Genomic DNA, 18059 nt, shown 5'->3' with positions numbered 1-18059 from the left:
CGCGTGCCGTCAGGGAGACCCCAGATGAAGAGTGCCTTGTTCCAGCGTGGTTCCGCCGCCGCCCTCCTTTCGCTCGCCCTGACCGCCTGCGGCACCCAGCAGGCCCCGGTGGCCTCGCAGGCTCCCGCCGCCGCGCCCGCCGGGCTGCTCACCACGCTCTCGGTGCCCACCGCCCAGACCGACAACGAGACGCCGCAGCTCTGGTTCGTGGAGTTCCGGGGCAAGCCCACCAGCAAGGGGGGCAGCCGCGCGGGCGCCGCGCAGGAGCGCCAGCTGTTCCGCCAGCAGGCCAAGGCGGCGGGCGTCAAATTTGAGGACCGCCTGGAATTCGAGCGGCTCTTCAACGGCGTCTCGGTGCGGGTGGACCCCGCCGACCTGGGCAAGCTCCGGGACCTCGACGGCGTGAAGGCCATCTACCCGGTCCTGAACGTCACCCTGCCCGAGCTGACCCCCGCCGAGGCCCCCGACATGACCACCGCCATCGGGCAGACGGGCGTGGACACGGCGCAAAACGAGCTGGGCCTGACCGGCAAGGGCGTCAAGATCGCCATCATGGACACCGGCCTTGACCTCGACCACCCGGACTTCCAGGGCCGCGTGGTGGCGCAGTATGACCTGGTGGGCGACGCCTTCAACGGCTCGAACACCCCGGTGCCCGGCCAGGACAACGTGGACGACTGCGCCGGCCACGGCACGCACGTGGCCGGGATCGCGGCGGGCAACGGCCCGGCCGTCAAGGGCGTGGCCCCCGGCGCCTCGCTGGGCGTCTACCGCGTCTTCGGCTGCGCGGGCAGCACCTCGGCCGACATCATGGTGCAGGCGATGGAGCGCGTGCTGGCCGACGGCATGGACGTGCTGAACATGAGCATCGGCTCGGCCTTCAACTCCTGGCCCGAGTACCCCAGCGCCGTCGCCGCCAGCAACCTGGTGGACGCGGGCGTGGTCGTCGCGGCCTCCATCGGCAACAGCGGCACGGGCGGCGTGTGGGCGGCGGGCGCTCCCGGCGTGGGCGACAAGGTCATCGGCGTGGCGAACTTCATGAACAGCCACGTCTACCTCAATGAGCTGGTGCTCAGCGACGGCACCAAGGTGGGTTACCAGGCCGCCTCGCCCTCGCCCACCGCGCCGACCAGCGGCACCCTGCCCCTCGCCAAGACGGGGACTCCCACGACCCTCAACGACGGCTGCGCGGCGCTTCCCGCCAACTCGCTGGCCGGCAAGGCCGTGCTGATCCGGCGCGGGTCCTGCGCCTTTTACATCAAGGCCTTCAATGCCCAGCAGGCCGGGGCCGCCGCCGTGATCCTCTACAACAACGCGGTGGGGCCGCTGGCGGCCAGCGTCGCTCCCCCCGCCCCGACCGACCCGGCCATCACCATTCCCGTGGTGGGCGTGTCCGACGCCCTGGGCAAGGCCATCAACGACCTGATCGCGGGCACCCCCGGCGCCAGCATGACCTGGACGGCGGGATCGGGCAGCTACGTCAACCCCACCGGCAACACGCTGGACACCTCCAGCTCCTACGGTCTGTCGGCGGACCTCAGCCTCAAGCCCGACCTCGGCGCGCCCGGCGGCCTGATCCGGGCGGCCTACCCCCTCAGCCTGGCCTCTGGCGGCTACGCGACCCTCAGCGGCACCAGCATGGCCTCGCCGCACGTGGCGGGCGTGGCGGCCCTGGTGATCGAGGCCAAGCGCCAGGCCGGGCAGCCCATCCGCGCGGGGGACATGCGCGGCCTCTTGCAGAACACCGCCGTGCCCAAGCCCTGGAACGGCAACCCCGCGCTGGGCTACCTCGACTATGTCCACCGCCAGGGCGCGGGCATGGTCAATGTGGTGAACGCGCTGAGCACCCGCGTCACCGTGACCCCCAGCAAGCTCTCGCTGGGTGAGAGCGAGGCTGGAGTGAAGCCCCAGACCCTGACGATCACCAACAGTGGTTCGGCCCCCGTGACCTACGCGGTGAGCCACCAGGGGGCGCTGACCTCGATGGGCAACTACACCGTCCGGACCTTCGGCCCCGGTGCGGAGGTCAGCTTCAACGCGCAGACGGTCACCGTTCCGGCGGGCGGCAGCGCCCAGGTCACCGCGACGATCACCCCGAACAGCGCGGACCTCAGCGTCTATGGCGGCTACCTCGTCTTCACCCCGCAGGGCGCCGGGACGCCCCTGCGCGTGCCCTACGCGGGCTTCCAGGGCGACTACCAGAAGCTCCCCGTGCTGACCGGCACCAAGACGATGGCCCGCGCGCTGGGCGGCGGCAGCTACCAGCCCATCACGGCGCCGACCACCTTCACCATGCAGGAGGGCGACTCCCCCTACTTCCTGTTCCACCTCGACCACTTCGCCCGCTCGCTGAAGATGGACATCGTCGACGCGGCGACGGGGCAGCCGGTGAACTCGCAGTTTTTCAACGCCAGCACCGACGAGTACCTGCCGCGCAGCTCGACCGCCACCGGGTTCTTCGCCTTCGGCTGGGACGGCATGGTGAGCTGGAGCCGCGGCGTCAGCGACAACGCGCAGAACAAGCGCAAGGCTGTGCCCAACGGGCAGTACGTCGTGAAAGTCACGGTGCTCAAGGCCCTCGGTGACGCGGGCAACCCCGGTCACACGGAGACCTGGACCTCCCCCGTGATCACCGTCGCCCGGCCCTGACGCTGGCCCGTAGGTCAGCCTGACTCGCGCGGGCGCGGCCCTTCCCGACCAGGGGAAGGGCCGCGCCCGCGCGCTCCCGGTTCGCCTCCGAACCCCCCTCCACGCCTTGCCCGGCGGCTTTGTGGGAAAACCTTGTTTCTGGTGAGGGGCAAGGGTATGATCGCCCTCACCGGACAAAAGGCCTGATGTGTAGAGGTCAGCCAACTTCTTGCGTGTCTCTGCGCTTGCTCTGATCATTCCGCACCATCCGGGGTTCAAGGAGTTCACATGAAACCAGCCCGCACGCTGCCCCTCGTTGTTCTGTCCAGCGCCCTGCTGCTGGCCGCTTGCGGCGGTCCCGGCGCCACCCCTCCGGAGACCACCCCACCCGCCGACACCAGCATCCTCGGAAGCGGCAGCGCCACCGTGACGGGCTACCTCGCCAACTCGACGGGCGGCAAGCTGGTGCCCGGCAGCCAGATCACGGTCGAGCAGGCCAACGGGACCCCGCTGACGGGCGCCACCAACGCCGAGGGGAAATTCACCCTCAAGCTCGATCCGGGCGTGTACAACCTCAGCTTCAAGAAAGAGGGCTACGCGGCTTCCCGCATCGAGGGCCTGCGGGTGATGGCCGGCAGCAACATGCCGCTCAACGCCATCCAGAAAAACGCCTTTGCGACGACCCTGCCCGCGAACGCTCCCCGGCTGGACGTGAAGTACCTGCTGGGCAAGGAAGCCCAGGACTTCAGCAACGATCCGGCCACCGCCGCCCAGTTCAATGCCAGCACGGGCGTGCCGGTGCAGGTCACGACCACCTCCGCCAACCCCGAGAACAGCCCCTCGATCACCTACGTGGGCGTGGGCAGCGTGCCCAGCAGCGCCCTGTTCGGCACGCGCGGCTCGGCCACCACCGACCCCAAGAACACCTCCTTTACGGCCGCCGTCACGCTGGCGGGCAACTCGCTGCGCGGCGTGCGTGGCCCGACCGAGCTGTACGTGGTCGCCTACGACAGCAACGAAAACCGCCTGGAGCGCCGCATTCCCATCGTGATCGTGGACGACAAGCCCAACGACGCCGCGCTGACTAGCGTCCGCGACGCGAAGGCCCGGGCGGTCACCATCTCGCAGAAGGTGAACTTCAACGCGCCCATCGGCCCGGACGGGGCACCCACCGAGCAGAGCACCCTGTGGGTGGACCTGAGCTGGAACTACGTGAGCGGGCTGGCAGGAGCGCCGCTGGGCACCCGGGTCTGGACCAGCGAAGACGGCAACACCTTCCGGCTGCTCAAGACGCTCGAAGGCGCGGCGCGGGCCACCAAGGACGGCAGCCCCAGCCTGGAAGCGGGCAAGAAGGTCTACTACCAGTACGAGGTCTTCAACTCTGGCCAGAGCGTCCGCAGCGACGTGGTGAGCACCACTCCGCTGACCAGCTTCACGCTCAGCAACCTCAAGCCCGCCGACCACGACAAGGGCGTGTCGCGCACGCCGACCCTGGCGTGGAACGTGTCGAGCAAGGTGGGCGACTACCGCCAGTTTTACGTGATGGTCAACGACTACCCGCAGCAGAGCGCCAACTGCTTCTGGGGCGAGGTGCTGTGCAGCGGCGAGGCGGAGGACAACCTGTTCAGCGACGACGGCACGGCGCCCGAGCTGAAGAATGCGGGCGACACCTACTCCATCGCCTTTAACGCCAACAGCACGGCCCTGCTGCCCGCGCTGGAGAGCAACCACGCCTACACCTTCGACGTGTCGGCGGCGGCCTTCAGCAAGAGCGGCGACGCCGTGAGCATCGCGCAGGACTACTACTCGATCTTCTACTCGCTGGACCTGTGCAACTTCGGCGGGCCGGTCTGCGAAGGGCTGGTCAGCAACTTCACGACGGGAGACAAGTGATGAACAAGCGCCTCACCCTCATCAGCCTGAGCGCCGCGCTGCTGCTCGCGGCCTGCGGCGGCACCGTTCCCAGCGGCACGGCCCCGGCGTCGGGCACGGCCCCGGCCGCTCCCGACGCGGCCGCCCTGCGCCAGAGCCTGGCGGGCACGCCGCGCCTCAGCGCCCTGCGCGGGCAGCTGCTGCCGGACCTCTCGGGCCTGACCAAGACCGGCAACGAGGCCAGCACCCGCCAGGAACTGGTGATCGGCTACCAGGACCGCGCCTTCGTGGACCGCCTGGCCGCCCACCTGGGCGCGCGCACGGTGGACACCATTCCCCAGCTGGGGCTGGCGCTGCTCGCGCTGCCCGAGCCGCTCAGCGTGGCGCGGGTGGCGGCGGCGCTGAATGTCAGCCCGGTCCAGGGCCTGCGCTTTGCCGAGGCGAACACCTACGACGTGACCCTGCCCGAGGTGCCGGACGCCGGGGCGCTGAACACCCAGGACCTGCGCGCCCAGGCCGACAGCGATCCGCTGAGCGTCAAGCAGTGGTGGATCAGGCAGATCCAGGCCGATCAGGTGCGCGGCGTCTCGACCGGCCAGGGCGTGACGGTCGCCGTGATTGACGACGACTTCAACCGCCAGCACGAGGACCTCAAGGCCGAGGGCAAGATCGTGACCGGCCTGGACACCCGCAGCGGCAAGCTGCTGACCCCCGACCTGCCGCTGACCACCGGCGACCACGGCAGCGGTTCGGCGGGCACCATCGGCGAGCGAATCGGCAACGGCGTGGGCGGCGCGGGTGTGGCGCCCGACGCCATCCTGATGCCCATCCGCATTTTCGACGAGCGGGGGTTTACCGGCAGCTTCAACGTCGCCAAGGGCTTCGTGTTCGCGGTGAATAACGGGGCCAAGATCCTGAACAACTCCTGGGGCGGGGGCGGCTACACCCAGGTCATCAAGGAGGCGGTGGACTACGCCCTGAGCAAGCGGGTCGTGGTCGTCGGCTCGGCGGGCAACGACCACCGCGGGCAGATGTCCGGCCCCGGCGCGTACACCGGCGCGATCAACGTGGGCGCCAGCGCGGGCGACGACATGAAGGCCGACTTCAGCAACCTGGGCGCCCGGGTGGACCTCTTCGCTCCCGGCGACAACGGCCTGACGACCTACAGCACCACCAACACCGGCTACGGCCTGTTCGGCGGCACCAGCATGGCGGGACCGGTCGTCTCGGGCGCGGCGGCGCTGCTGCTCCAGATCAAGCCCGACCTGACCCCCTACCAGATCAAGAAGCTGCTCGCGGCCAGCGGCGACCCCATGAAAGACCCCCGCACCCAGGGCTTCAACCGCGTCAACGTCAAGCGGGCGCTGGAGGAGCTGAAAGCGGGCCGGGTGCCCACCGACGGCGGCGCGGTCGAGGTTGAGGTCGTGGACATCTCCGAGGCGTCGAGCATCACCGGCACCGACGTGATCCTGACCCCCCTGGGCGGCCAGAACAAGGGCATGCCCTACCTCGGCCGCACGGGCAACGGGCAGCTCGAAGCCAGTGCCAAGACCCAGTTCTCCGGCGTCGCGCGCTTCTTCGGCGTGGAACCCGGCCGCTACCGCGTGAGTGTCGCCGGTCCCAGCGTCAACGAGTACGGCGGCACCCGCGACAACGTCGTGGGCGAGATCACGGTCGTGGCGGGCCAGACCCAGAACCTCAGCTACGCCCATCAGGTGGACTTCTACGAGTACAGCGTGGTCGGGGAGTCTCTTTTCCGCAACAACTCGGTGCAGACCGCCACCGACCTGACCGCGCTTCAGACCCCCGCGAACGCGGCGGCCTTTGCCGGAGGGCTGCTGTTCGGCGGCGCCTTCGACAGCGCGAACTTCGTGTACGCGCCGGAGGTCAGCGGCGCGGACGTGGACTACCTGAAGTTCAACCTCGCCGCCGGGCAGACGCTGACGGTGCAGGGCCTCGCGGCCAGCCTGGGATCCAAGACCAACGTCCAGGTGGACCTGCTCGGCGCTGACGGCGCGGTGGTCGCCGAGGGCAAGCGGGTCGCCGAGGCGATCAACAAGGGCGGGGGCGACAGTGTCGCCAGCTTCAAGGCGGCCACCGCCGGGGCCTACTACGTGCGCTTTTCCAACACCACCGCCAACGAAGGCCTGGGCGCCTTCTACACCAGCCTCGTCTCCATCAAGTAAGCCGGGGGCGAGGGGGAGAAGTGGGGGCTGCGGCCCCCGCTTTTTTGGTGCCGCCCGCGCGGCCGCCTCACCCTCCGGTCGCCCGCTTCCATGAGAACTGGCTGGCAGTCCGGTGGGAAACCCTTGCAAGAGCAGCGTCGGCGGGATAGGATGCCGCTTGCCAGATCACAGCACAATCACTCTCTTCACGCCGCCGCCGAAGTGTCCGGGCCTGCGTGTGCCCTGACCCCGTGCTTTTCCCGGTGGCCTCTCACTCAAGGAGTTCTCATGAAGCCTAACCGCAGCCTGTTTCTCGCCCTGCTTACCGGTGTGTTGCTGTCTGCCTGCGGCTCGCAGGACACGGTGCGCCCCAGCGTCACCCTGACCGCGGCCCCCGAGACGCTCACGGCGGGCGGCGTGAAGCTGGTGGCCGACGCCCAGGACAACGTGGGCGTGACCGAGGTCCGCTTCTACCGGGGCGAGACCCTGATCGCGACCGACACGGCGGCCCCCTTCGAGGCGGCGGACACCACCCTCACGGCGGCACAAAACGGGACCGTGACCTACCGCGCGGTCGCCCGTGACGGGGCCGGCAACACGGCCGAGGCGACCGACACGGTGAACGTGGCGCTCGACGCGGGCGAACCGAACGACAGCGTGGCGGCGGCGCGTGCCCTGCCCGTGGGGACCGCCCAGACGGGCATCATCGCCGGGCAGGCGCGCGACATGGACTACTTCAAGTTCGAGGCGGCGGCGGGCGACATGCTGCGCCTGACGGTCAAGAGCCTCAGCGTCAACCCGGCCAGCACCCTCGACCCCTACGTGATGATCCTGATGCCCGACGGCAAGACCGTGCTGGAAAAGGACGACGACAGTGGGGCGGGGCTGGAGGCCGACATCCGCTTCAACGTGCCGCAGGCCGGGACCTACACGGTGGTCGTGACCAGCTTTACCATCCACGACGACGAGAAGGCCGCCGACGACAAGGCCACCAACACCTACCAGATTCTGCTGGCGCGCCGCTAAGGTGCCCCGCTTTCCTGCCCCCTCTCAAAGGAGTCATGCCGTGAAGAACTCGCTGAAAAGTCTTTCCCTGCTGACCGTGGCCCTGGTGATGGCGGCCTGCGGTCAGACGCCGTCGGCCACCGCCCCCACCACCCCCGGCGCCAGCACCCCCATGCCTGCGGGCCTGCGCAGCTTGGCCGCCGTGCCCGGCAAGTGGTTCGTGGAACTCGAAGGCGACCCCACCGCCCTGGGCGCCCAGAGCGTCGGCGCGCAGCAGGCCAGCTTCCGTGCGCTGGCGGCCCAGCGCGGCGTCACCTACCAGGAAGTCGCCTCCTACAGCACGCTGTTCAACGGCTTCAGCGTGGAGGCGGGCGAGGCCGAGATCAACCAGATCACCCGGTTGCCGGGCGTGCTGGCGGTGTATCCGGTCGAGCGGGTCGAGCGGCCCCAGGTGCAGCGTGACCTGAACGCCGCCCTGCGCCCGGAGATGAGCAGCGCGGTGGGCATGACCGGCGCGGACATCGCCCAGAACGAGCTGGGCCTGACCGGCAAGGGCGTCAAGGTCGCCGTGATGGACACCGGCATCGACCTGGAGCATCCGGCCTTCCGGGGCCGCGTGGTCGCCGGATACGACTTCGTGGGCGACAAGTTCGGCTCGCAGGACAAGGCGACCGGCGAGTACGACTTCACCCCCGTGCCCGACAACAACCCCGACGACTGCGGCGGCCACGGTTCTCACGTGGCGGGCATCGTGGGCGGCAACGACGCGGCGGCCGGGTTCAAGGGGGTCGCGCCTGAGGTGTCTTTCGGCGCCTACAAGGTGTTCGGCTGCGAGGGCAGCACCCAGTCCGACATCATGCTGGCCGCGATGGAGCGTGCCTACAAGGACGGGATGCAGGTGCTGAACATGAGCATCGGGGCGTCTTTCCAGTGGCCCGAGTACCCCACCGCCAAGGCCGCCAGCCGCCTGGTCAAAAAGGGCATGGTCGTGACCGTCTCGGCAGGCAACAGCGGCACCAGCGGCCAGTTCGCCACCGGCGCCCCCAGCCTGGGCGAGAACGTGATCTCCACCGCCTCGGTGGACAACGTCAAGCTCGAACTCTCCAACTTCACGATCAACCCGGGCGGCAGCAAGATCGGCTACCAGCCCGCGACCGGCGCCCCCGACGCGCCCAGCGGCCTGACCCTGCCCATCACCAAAGCGCCCGGCAGCACGCCCGCCACGGCCAACGACGGCTGCGTGGCCTACGAGGCGAACAGCCTGGCAGGCAAGGCCGTCCTGATTCAGCGCGGCACCTGCGCTTTCCGCATCAAGGTCCTCAACGCGCAGAAGGCCGGCGCGAAGGCCGTCATCATCTACAACAACCAGCCCGGCTTCATCAGCCCGACCGTCGCGCCCAGCAGCGCCAGCGACAACGTGGCGGTCGAGATTCCGGTCGTCTCGATCCTGCAAGACGACGGCAAGAAGATCGACAGCCTGATCGAGAGCGGCGTCTCCATGACCTTCAACGCCGACACCCAGAGCTTTGCCAACCCCACCGGCAACGCGATCAGCTCCTTTTCCTCCTACGGGGCCTCGCCTGACCTGGAACTCAAGCCCGACATCGCCGCGCCCGGCGGCCTGATCAAGAGCGCCTACCCCCTGACCCAGGAAGCCAGCGGTTACGCGGTGCTGAGCGGCACCAGCATGGCGGCGCCGCACGTGGCGGGCGTGGCCGCGCTGATGCTCCAGGCCTACCCCACCATCCAGGCCAAGGACATGCGCACCCGCCTGATGAACACGGCGAACCTGCGCTGGTTCCTGAACGGCGGCACGCTGGTCGAGGGCCTGCCCACCTACGTGCAGCTTCAGGGCGCGGGCATGGTCGATGTGGTGAGCGCCTACAACAACACCGTCACCGTGACCCCCAGCAAGCTCAGCCTGGGCGAAAGCGACACCTTCGCCACCCGCCGCAAGGTCGTGGTCCTGAAGAACACCGGCGCGCGCCGCGAGGTCTACACGGCGTTCCACTACCCGGCGCTCACGCTGGGCGGCACGACGCTGGCTCCCCGGCCTTTTGATCAGTACGCCAGCATGACCATCAACGGGCAGCAGGCGGAACTTGACTCCAAGGGCAACGGTGGCGTCGAGATCGTTGTGCCCCCCTTCGGTGAGGTCGAGCTGAACCTGGTGGTCACGCCGCCCGCGGGCGCGCCCGACCGTTCGCAGTACGGCGGGTACGTGTACCTGCAAAGCGCGGCGGGCAACAGCCTGAGCGTGCCCTACAGCGGCTTCAAGGGCGACTACCAGAGCATCAAGGTGCTGGGCGACGTGCGGATCGGCAACGCGGTCTACAACTTCCCCGCCCTGACTGACGACGCGGCCGACGAGCTGTACCAGGAAGGCGAGGTGCCCGCCGCCCTGCCCGACTACACCTTCAAGAAGGTGGACGTGAAGGACAGCGCGGGCAAGGTCTTCAGCGTGATGGACGCGCCCGCCGTGCTGGCGAACTTCGCCCACCAGTCGCGCCGGGTGACCCTGGAACTGCTGGACGCCAGCGGGGCCGTGCGTGACACCATCGCCGTGTACAACTACTGGGGCCGCAACGCGACCAACGTCTACGCCGACGCCACCAGCGACGCCTTCGACACCTTCGCGTGGGACGGCAAGCTCAGCGGCGGCAGCGAGGCGCCCGCCGGGCAGTACCAGCTGCGGCTGCGGGTGCTCAAGGCGCTGGGCGACGAGAGCAACCCCGCCCACACCGAGACCTACACCAGCCAGAAGTTCAACGTCGTGCGCTGAGCCTGAACAGGGACGGCCGCAAAAGGGGGCAGGGGTGGCGACACTCCCTGCCCTCCTTCCTTGCTCCCCGCTGCCGCTACCCCTGGCGCGCAGGCAGCCCCGCCAGCACCGCCCCGATCACGCCCTCCAGCGTCAGGTTGCCGGTGTCGATCACCCGGGCGTCGGGCGCGGGCGCACTTTGCACGGTGTCCAGGCGGTCGCGCTCGACCAGGGCGGCCTCGATGGCGGGCACGTCCTCGGGGCGTTCCCGGGCGCGGCGCTCGGCACGCACGCGGGGACTGGCGGTGAGGTAGAACTTGGCCGCTGCCTGCGGAAAGACCGCCGTGCCCATGTCGCGCCCCTCGGCCACGAAGGGTTCGGGCAGGGCGCGGAGCTGGCCGTCTACCCAGGCCCGCACCTCCGGCAGCGCCGCGACCACGCTGACCCCCCGGTCCACCCGCGAGGAATGCAGATCGGCGGTGAGGTCGCGCTCCTCCACCCATACCCGGTTGCCTTCCGCCAGCGCTTCGAGCCGCAGCGGCTGCGCCCGCAGGTGCGCGAGCAGTTCCGCCGCGTTCTCCAGCCGCAGCCCGGCTTCCAGCCCCAGCAGGGTCGCGGCGCGGTACAGCAGCCCGCTGCTCACGTAGGGCACGCCCAGCGCCCGCGCGACGCCCGACGCCACGCTCGACTTGCCGCTGGCGGCCACTCCGTCTATCGTCACGATCACGCCGACCAGTGTAGAAGAAGCCCGGTGCAGGGCGGGCCGGGCGGCGCGGCAGGCCCGGCCTCATCCGGGGGCGGCTACACTGGGGGCCATGAAGCGCGCCCTGCTGATGCTCACCGCCCTGCTCACCCTGACGGCCTGCCAGGACCGCAATGCCGCCAGCACCGACGCCGAGACCCCGGCGCAGAGCCAGACCGACACCCCGGAAGCCCAGGCCCCGGAGACCGAGACGCCAGCAACCGAGACGCCCGACGCAGCGACCCAAGAGACGGCCACCGGGGAAACCCCCGCCGGGGAGACGGCGGCGACCACCCAGCCCGGGGCGGTTCCCAGCGGCTACACCCTGGTGGCTCCGCTGGGCGCGCAGCCGGTGCGCGAGTTCGGGGCCGCGCCCGCCCCGGCGCTGGAGGAGGGCAAAGACTACTACGCCCTGATCGACACCAACCGGGGCCAGATTCTGGCCGACCTCTACGAGGAGGAGACGCCCGTCACCGTGAACAACTTCGTGACGCTGGCGCGCAACCGCTACTTCGACGGCCTGCGCTTTCACCGGGTGATCGAGGGGTTCATGGCCCAGACCGGTGACCCCCTCAGCGCCGACGAGAGCAAAAAGGACGCCTGGGGCACGGGCGGCCCCGGCTACTCGTTTGCCGACGAGTTCCGCACCAGCCTGACTTTCGACGCCCCCGGCGTCCTGGCGATGGCGAACAGCGGCCCGGCCACCAACGGCTCGCAGTTTTTCATCACGCTGGCGCCCACCGATTTTCTCAACGGCCGGCACACCATCTTCGGCAAGGTCGTGCAGGGCCAGGACGTGCTGGCCAAGCTGACCCGCACCAGCGACACCAGCAGCGGCCAGGAGGTGCCCATCGAGGGCGCCACCCCCGACCGGATGCTCAGCGTGCGGATTCTGACCAAGGGTTGAGGCCTCCAGCCCAGGAAAGCGGCGTCACAGGGCAATTCCCGTGACGCCGCTTCGCTGACCTCGCGGCCTATTCCTCGTCCTCGAAATACTCGAAGCGGAAGGGGCCGATCTCGACGGTGTCGCCCGCGCGCGCGCCGGCCTTCTTGAGTTCCTTGTACAGGCCCTGGCGCTTGAACAGCCCCGAGATGTACTCGGCGGCGTCCTCCATATGCCGCGCAAAGCGGTTGATGCGGGCCTCGAAACCGCCGCCCTCCACGTCCCAGATGCGCTCGGGCGCCGTCTGCCCGCGCTCGGGGTCGCCCTCGCGGAAGGTGATGGTGAGGGGCGCTTCGCGCACGACCTCCTCCTCAACCTCCAGCGCGTGCGTCTGCGCCCACAGCTCGCGGTCGGGCAGCAGTTCGAACAGCGCCTGGCGCAGCTCGGGCAGGCCCTGACCGGTCACCGCGCTGACCCGCAGGACCGGCAGGCCGAATTCGGCGAGTTCGTCTTCCGCAAAGGCAGCGAGGTCGGGTTCGACCAGTTCGACCTTGTTCAGCGCCACGCAGGCCACGCTCTCCAGCAGAGTCGGGTCGTAGGCGCGCAGCTCGGCCTGAAGGGCGCGCAGTTCGCCCACCGGGTCACGGGTCACGTCCAGCACGTAGACCAGCAACCGGGTGCGGCTGATGTGGCGCAGGAACTCCAGGCCCAGGCCCCGGCCTTCCGAGGCGCCCTCGATGATGCCGGGAATGTCGGCCATCGTGAAGCGCTGCTCGCCGCTTCCGGCCTCCACCACGCCCAGGATGGGGGAAAGGGTCGTGAAGGGGTAATCGGCAATCGCCGGGTTCGCCCGCGAGAGGGCCGCCAGCAGGCTGCTCTTGCCCGCGTTGGGGTAGCCCACCAGGCCCACGTCCGCGATCAGGCGCAGCTCCAGCCGCACCCGGCGCTTCTCGCCCGGCGTGCCCAGCTCGGCGAAGCGCGGCGCCTGCCGGGTGCTGCTGACAAAGGTCGAGTTGCCGCGTCCGCCGAAGCCTCCGCGCGCGATCACCTTCTCCTGGCCGACGCGCACGAGGTCCGCGATCACCCGGCCGCTGTCACGGTCGAAGGCGGTGGTGCCCACCGGCACGTCGATATAGGTGTCCTGGCCGTCGGACCCCTGGCGCAACCGGCCCTCGCCGTAGGCCCCGTTCTCGGCCTTGAACCGGCGGCGGCCCACCAGCCGCTCCAGGCTCTCGACGCCCTCGATGGCCCGCAGGATGATGCTGCCCCCGCGCCCGCCGTGGCCGCCGTCCGGGCCGCCTTTTTCCATGTACTTGGCCCGGTGGAAACTCATGCTGCCGTCGCCGCCGTTGCCAGCCGCCACCTCGATGTCCAGCACGTCACGAAACGCCATAGTTACCTCTTGTGTTGTGGGTGACACGAATTCCGATGGAAGGCTGCCAACGACAGCCTGAAATCCGACCGAAGGGAGAAGGAAAAATACGGATTTCGGGAGATGGATGAACAGTCGGTGCTCTGCCGACTGTTTAGGAATCGGACGGAATCCGTAGAAAGCTCAAAAAACACGCCCCGCCTCCGGGGCAGGGCGTGCCGCACTGTGCCGCGCGTGAATCAGTCGGCGGCGACTTCGGTGCTCGCAGCCTGAACGCTGATGAAGCGCCCGGTGTTGCCCCGGTTGGTGAAGACGACCTTGCCGTCCGTCAGGGCGAACAGCGTGTGGTCGCGGCCCATGCCCACGCCCTGGCCCGCCTTGAACTTGGTGCCGCGCTGGCGGACCAGGATGTTGCCCGCCACGACGACTTCGCCGCCGAACTTCTTCACGCCCAGGTACTTGGGGTTGCTGTCGCGTCCGTTCTTGGACGAGCCGACGCCTTTCTTGTGAGCCATGTCGCTGCCTCCTTAACCCTGGATGCCCGTGATGCGAATCGCCGTGAAGCCCTGGCGGTGGCCGGTGCGGCGGCGGTACTGCACGCCGCTCTTGTACTTGCGGATGTAGATCTTCGGCCCCAGGCCGTGCTCGACGACCTCGGCGCTCACCGTGAACTTCCCGGCGTCCGCGCCGAAGACCGTCTGCTCGCCGCCGACGAAGATGGGGGTCAGGTTCAGCGTGTCGCCCGCCTCGCCCTGAAGGTTCTCGACGCGCACAACGTCGCCTTCCTGCACGCGGTACTGCTTGCCGCCGCTTTGAATGATCGCAAACATCTCTACCTTCCTTCTGCCGCGCCGGAAGAACGCTGCCCCCGGCTGCCAGCTCTCGCTCGTCCCCACCCTGTGGGTCATGGAGGCGAGTCACCAGTGAAAAATCCTAGCACAGCCCGGCCCATATGGGGAGGCGCCCGAACCGGACGCCCCCTTGAAGCAAAAGGAGCCGGAACGGACCAGAGCATCACCCACCCCGCTCGGCGGGGCGATTGTCGCGGTGATGTGGTGTTCCGTGCCTTCTCGCGTGTCCTCGCGGTACACGCCGACTTGCCGCAGGGCGAGCAAGTCACCTGCCTGGGTGACCTCCGGGGCGCCGGGCGGACCGTCTGGCGGACGGTGGCCCTGATGCCGGGCCGCAGCATAGCAGAGGCGGGCGGGAACCCCCGCCCCCGCCGCCCCGTACCCGGCAGCGTGATGACCCGTGTGCGGCTGTTCTGGCGTGACGCCCTGGCGCTGCTGTTCGCGGTGGGCGACCGGCGCACGCCCGTGCGGGCACGGCTGGCGGCCCTGGCCGCCCTCGCCTACGCGCTGAGTCCATTCGATCTGCTGCCGGACCTGACGCCGCTGCTGGGGCTGGGCGACGACCTCGTGGTGGTGCCCACGATTCTGGCGCTGGCGGCGCGCGGGCTGCCCGCCCCGGTGCTGGAGCGGGCGCGGGCACGCAGCGCCGGGGTCCAGCGGCGCCTGCCCTGGCTGCTGCCCGTGCTGGGCGGCCTGTTGCTGCTGGGCGCGGGCCTGCTGGGGTGGGCGCTGTGGCGCGCGGCGACCAGTTAACGCCCGCCTGATCCGGCCCTCTAGACTGGCCTCATGCGCCTGCTGCTCGTCGAGGACGACCCCCGGATCGCCGGGCCGACTCTGAGCGCCCTGCGCGAGGCGGGCTACGCGGCGGCCTGGCGCCAGACCGGCCCCGAGGGGCTGGAAGAAGCGCTGCTGGGCGAGTACCCGCTGGTCGTGCTGGACGTGATGCTGCCGGGGCTGGACGGCTTCGGGGTGGCGCGCGAGCTGCGGGCGGCGGGGTCGGAGGCGGCGATCCTCTTTCTGACGGCGCGCGGCGAGCTGGAAGACCGGGTGCAGGGGCTGGACCTGGGGGGCGACGCATACCTCGTCAAGCCCTTCGCCATGCCCGAACTGCTCGCCACCCTGCGGGCCTTGTCGCGGCGCGAGCGCGGGCAGACGGCGCCGCGCGTGGGTTTCGCAGCTGGGCGCGGCACCCTCGACACGGTGGCGCGGGTGGTGACCTGGGACGGGGCGGAGGTCGCCGTGACGGGCCGCGAATACGCCCTGCTCGAAGCGCTGGCGCTGGCGCCGGACCGCTGGTTTACCCGCGAGGAACTGCTGGGCCGGGTGTGGGGGCCGGATTTCGGCGGCGAGGCGCGCATCGTGGACGTGTACGTGCGCTACCTGCGGCGCAAGCTGGCGCCCGAGGCGGTGGCGAGCGAGCGCGGGCGGGGGTACCGGGTGGAGCGGTGAGTGGCCCCGTGCGCCTGACCCTGCGTGCCCGGCTGGCCTTGTGGGCGGGGCTGGCGACGGCGCTGGCCGCCGTGCTGGTCGCGGGGGGCCTTTATCTGGCGGTGGACCGTTACCTGTGGGCCTCGCAGGTGCGGCAGGTCCAGAGCGCGGCGAGCACCGTGCAGGAGCGGGTGGAGAACGCGGTCGAGCGGGCGGCGCGGCCCTTCGGGTTCGGGGTGGCGCGGCTCGACGCCGGGGCGCTCGAACGCCTGGCCGACGCCGACGACCAGACGCGCGACCTGGAACTGCGCCTGACCGCCCCGCAGGGCAGCGTGAGCACCCCGGGGTTTCCGGCGGGGGTGCAGCCCGACCTGCCGCCAGACGTCTACACCCAGGCGGGGCGGGTGCTCGTGGTGCGGCCCCTGCGCGGCAGCGACGTGCGGCTCACGGTGGTCTCGCGCACGCCGGTGCTGGCCGAGGCGCGCGCGGCCTTCGGGCAGGCGCTGGCGTGGCTGCTGCCGCTGGCGCTCGCGCTGTCGCTGGGGCTGGGGTACGCGGTGGCGGGGCGGTTGCTGGTGCCGGTGCAGCGGCTGGAGGGGGCGGCGCGCGGGATCGGGGCGGGCGGGAACCTGCGCTCGCCGCTGCCGGGGGCGGGCGACGGAGACGAACTCGCCCGACTGGCCCTGACGCTTCAGGGCGCCTTTGGCCGCCTGGCCGACGCCCGCGACCGCGAGCAGGACTTCGTGCGGGCCGCCGCCCACGATCTGCGCTCGCCGCTGGCGGCCCTGCGGGCGCGGGTGGACGCGACCCTGGCCCGCGAGCGCGATCCGGAACGCTACCGCGCCGAGCTGCGCGAGCTGGGCACCGACCTGACCCGGCTCTCGACCCTGGCCGATCACCTGCTGCTGCTGGCCCGTGACCCGGCCGCGCTGGCCCGCGAGCCGGTGCCGCTGCGGGAGCTGGCGGCCGACGCGGTGGACCGTGCCCGCGAACTCGCCCCCGAAGCCGACGTGGACCTGATCGCCCCGCAGCCCCTGACCGTGCCCGGCGACCGGGTGCTGCTGGGGCAGGCGATCTGGAACCTCGCCGCCAACGCGGCGCTGCACGCGCCGGGCGCGACCGTGACGGTCACCGTGCGGGAGGACGGCGCGGGCGGCGCCGAGGTCGAGGTGCGCGACGACGGCCCCGGGGTGGCGCCGCAGGTCCTGGCGCGGCTGGGCGAGGCGTTTTACCGCCCGGACGCCAGCCGGGGCGCGGGGGGGCACGGCCTGGGCCTCGCGCTGGTGCGCCGCGCCGCCGAGCTGCACGGGGGCGAGCTGCGGCTCCGGAGCGCCCCGGGCGCGGGCCTCAGCGCCACGCTGCATCTGCCTGCGCGCGCCGCCGCCGGGCCGCGCCGGGGGAGAGGCGGCTGAGGGGAGACGGGTGCTACCCTCGGCTTCATGAGTCCATCTGAGGCCGGGAAGCCTGCGACGCAGTGGAGCGCGGTCGTGCTGGGCGGCGGCGATCCCGGCGATCCCTTTGCGGCGGCGCACGGCGTCCCTGTCAAGGCCTTGATCGAGTTGAACGGCGAACCGATGGCGCTGCATGTCCTGCGCGCCCTGCGCGCGAGCGGCTGCGTGTCGCGCGTCGCCTACGTCGGCCCCACCACGCCCGCGATGGACGCGCTGATCGACGGGCGCGTGACCGACCACGGCACCCTGCTGAGCAACCTCGAAGCGGGCGTGGAGGCGCTGACGGCCTCCGGGCTGGCCCCCGGCGAGCGGGTGCTGGTCGTGACCGGGGACATCCCACTGGTCACGGCGGTCCAGCTCGCGGAGCTGCTGGACGCGGCCCCCGGGAACGCGGCGCTGGTCTACCCCGTGGTGCGCCGCGAGGACTGCGAGCGGGCCTTTCCGGGGGTGCGCCGCACCTACGCCCGCGTGCGCGAGGGCAGCTTTACCGGCGGCAACGTCTTTTTGCTCGATCCCCGCCTGATCGGCCAGTTCCTGCCCCGGCTGCGCGAGGTGCTGGACGCGCGCAAGGCGCCCCTCAAGCTCGCGGCGCTGATCGGCCCCGGCGTGCTGCTGCGCCTGCTGACCCGCCGCCTGACGGTCCCTGAACTCGAAGCGCGGGTGAGCGCCCTGCTGGGCGTCCCTGCCCGCGCGCTGATCACGCCCCACGCGGCCATCGGCACCGACGTGGACCAGGACGCCGACCTGCGGCTGGCCCAGGCGTACCTGGAAGCGCCCGCCCCACGCCAGGCCCCCGAATCCTGAGGGGCGCGGTCGGATTTTGGGCCGCTGGACGCGGAAAATCCGCCGCCGAACTTTAAGGCGCCCGCCCTTGTCACGCTCCGGGGGGCTGTGCATACTG

Annotated in this window: 14 protein-coding genes; 10 read left to right on the top strand and 4 right to left on the bottom strand. The window is 70.7% G+C overall.

Annotation, left to right across the window (positions count from 1 at the left end; all coding sequences use genetic code 11):
- Window positions 1-24 precede the first annotated feature (24 nt).
- From HNQ09_RS10125 to HNQ09_RS19160, 5 genes are all read left to right on the top strand, one after another.
- On the top strand, window positions 25-2649 hold the full coding sequence (locus HNQ09_RS10125; RefSeq protein ID WP_184028640.1) for a S8 family peptidase: 2625 nt from the start codon (window positions 25-27) through the stop codon (window positions 2647-2649).
- Between the two features lie 267 nt (window positions 2650-2916).
- Window positions 2917-4521 carry a carboxypeptidase-like regulatory domain-containing protein gene (locus HNQ09_RS10120; RefSeq protein ID WP_184028636.1) on the top strand — a complete coding sequence of 535 codons (1605 nt, stop codon included), beginning with the start codon at window positions 2917-2919 and terminating at the stop codon, window positions 4519-4521.
- Window positions 4521-6686, top strand: coding sequence for a S8 family serine peptidase (locus HNQ09_RS10115; RefSeq protein ID WP_184028634.1), 2166 nt, complete (start codon window positions 4521-4523; stop codon window positions 6684-6686). Before HNQ09_RS10120 ends, HNQ09_RS10115 begins: the two co-directional genes overlap by 1 nt.
- A gap of 267 nt (window positions 6687-6953) precedes the next feature.
- Window positions 6954-7691 (top strand): Ig-like domain-containing protein, encoded by a 738-nt coding sequence (locus HNQ09_RS10110; RefSeq protein ID WP_184028632.1) that lies wholly within the window; start codon window positions 6954-6956, stop codon window positions 7689-7691.
- 40 nt (window positions 7692-7731) lie between these two features.
- The gene (locus tag HNQ09_RS19160) at window positions 7732-10452 is read left to right on the top strand and encodes a S8 family serine peptidase (RefSeq protein WP_343057728.1); all 2721 of its coding nucleotides are present in this window, start codon (window positions 7732-7734) and stop codon (window positions 10450-10452) included.
- Between the two features lie 76 nt (window positions 10453-10528).
- Here HNQ09_RS19160 and cmk read toward each other — a convergent pair whose 3' ends face one another.
- Entirely contained in the window at window positions 10529-11158 is a 630-nt protein-coding gene (gene cmk / locus HNQ09_RS10100; protein ID WP_184028630.1) for a (d)CMP kinase, read from the bottom strand.
- Between the two features lie 88 nt (window positions 11159-11246).
- Between cmk and HNQ09_RS10095 the strand changes: the two genes are divergently transcribed.
- Window positions 11247-12080 carry a peptidylprolyl isomerase gene (locus HNQ09_RS10095; protein WP_184028628.1) on the top strand — a complete coding sequence of 278 codons (834 nt, stop codon included), beginning with the start codon at window positions 11247-11249 and terminating at the stop codon, window positions 12078-12080.
- Window positions 12081-12147: 67 nt separating this feature from the next.
- Here HNQ09_RS10095 and obgE read toward each other — a convergent pair whose 3' ends face one another.
- From obgE to rplU, 3 genes are all read right to left on the bottom strand, one after another.
- On the bottom strand, window positions 12148-13449 hold the full coding sequence (gene obgE / locus HNQ09_RS10090) for a GTPase ObgE (protein WP_184028626.1): 1302 nt from the start codon (window positions 13447-13449) through the stop codon (window positions 12148-12150).
- A 218-nt stretch (window positions 13450-13667) separates the two neighbouring features.
- Window positions 13668-13943 carry a 50S ribosomal protein L27 gene (rpmA, locus tag HNQ09_RS10085; RefSeq protein WP_184028623.1) on the bottom strand — a complete coding sequence of 92 codons (276 nt, stop codon included), beginning with the start codon at window positions 13941-13943 and terminating at the stop codon, window positions 13668-13670.
- A 12-nt stretch (window positions 13944-13955) separates the two neighbouring features.
- Window positions 13956-14258 carry a 50S ribosomal protein L21 gene (gene rplU / locus HNQ09_RS10080; RefSeq protein WP_184028621.1) on the bottom strand — a complete coding sequence of 101 codons (303 nt, stop codon included), beginning with the start codon at window positions 14256-14258 and terminating at the stop codon, window positions 13956-13958.
- 225 nt (window positions 14259-14483) lie between these two features.
- Here rplU and HNQ09_RS10075 point away from each other — a divergent pair, with 225 nt between their 5' ends.
- Genes HNQ09_RS10075 through mobA form a run of 4 tightly spaced genes read left to right on the top strand, consistent with a single transcriptional unit; the run spans window position 14484 to window position 17962 of the window.
- Window positions 14484-15032, top strand: coding sequence for a DUF1232 domain-containing protein (locus tag HNQ09_RS10075; RefSeq protein ID WP_343057726.1), 549 nt, complete (start codon window positions 14484-14486; stop codon window positions 15030-15032).
- Window positions 15033-15065: 33 nt separating this feature from the next.
- Complete coding sequence (locus HNQ09_RS10070) at window positions 15066-15728, top strand: response regulator transcription factor (RefSeq protein ID WP_184028619.1); 663 nt, start codon at window positions 15066-15068, stop codon at window positions 15726-15728.
- Window positions 15725-17119: a sensor histidine kinase gene (locus HNQ09_RS10065; protein WP_343057725.1), complete on the top strand. Its 1395-nt coding sequence runs from the start codon at window positions 15725-15727 to the stop codon at window positions 17117-17119. Before HNQ09_RS10070 ends, HNQ09_RS10065 begins: the two co-directional genes overlap by 4 nt.
- Before the next feature lie 27 nt (window positions 17120-17146).
- Complete coding sequence (gene mobA, locus HNQ09_RS10060; RefSeq protein WP_184028617.1) at window positions 17147-17962, top strand: molybdenum cofactor guanylyltransferase; 816 nt, start codon at window positions 17147-17149, stop codon at window positions 17960-17962.
- Window positions 17963-18059: the final 97 nt, after the last annotated feature.

The sequence above is a fragment of the Deinococcus budaensis genome (assembly GCF_014201885.1).
In the GTDB taxonomy this organism is placed as follows: domain Bacteria; phylum Deinococcota; class Deinococci; order Deinococcales; family Deinococcaceae; genus Deinococcus; species Deinococcus budaensis.
The sequence above is the reverse complement of the archived record's forward strand: the minus strand, read 5'-3'. Positions and strand labels throughout refer to the sequence as shown.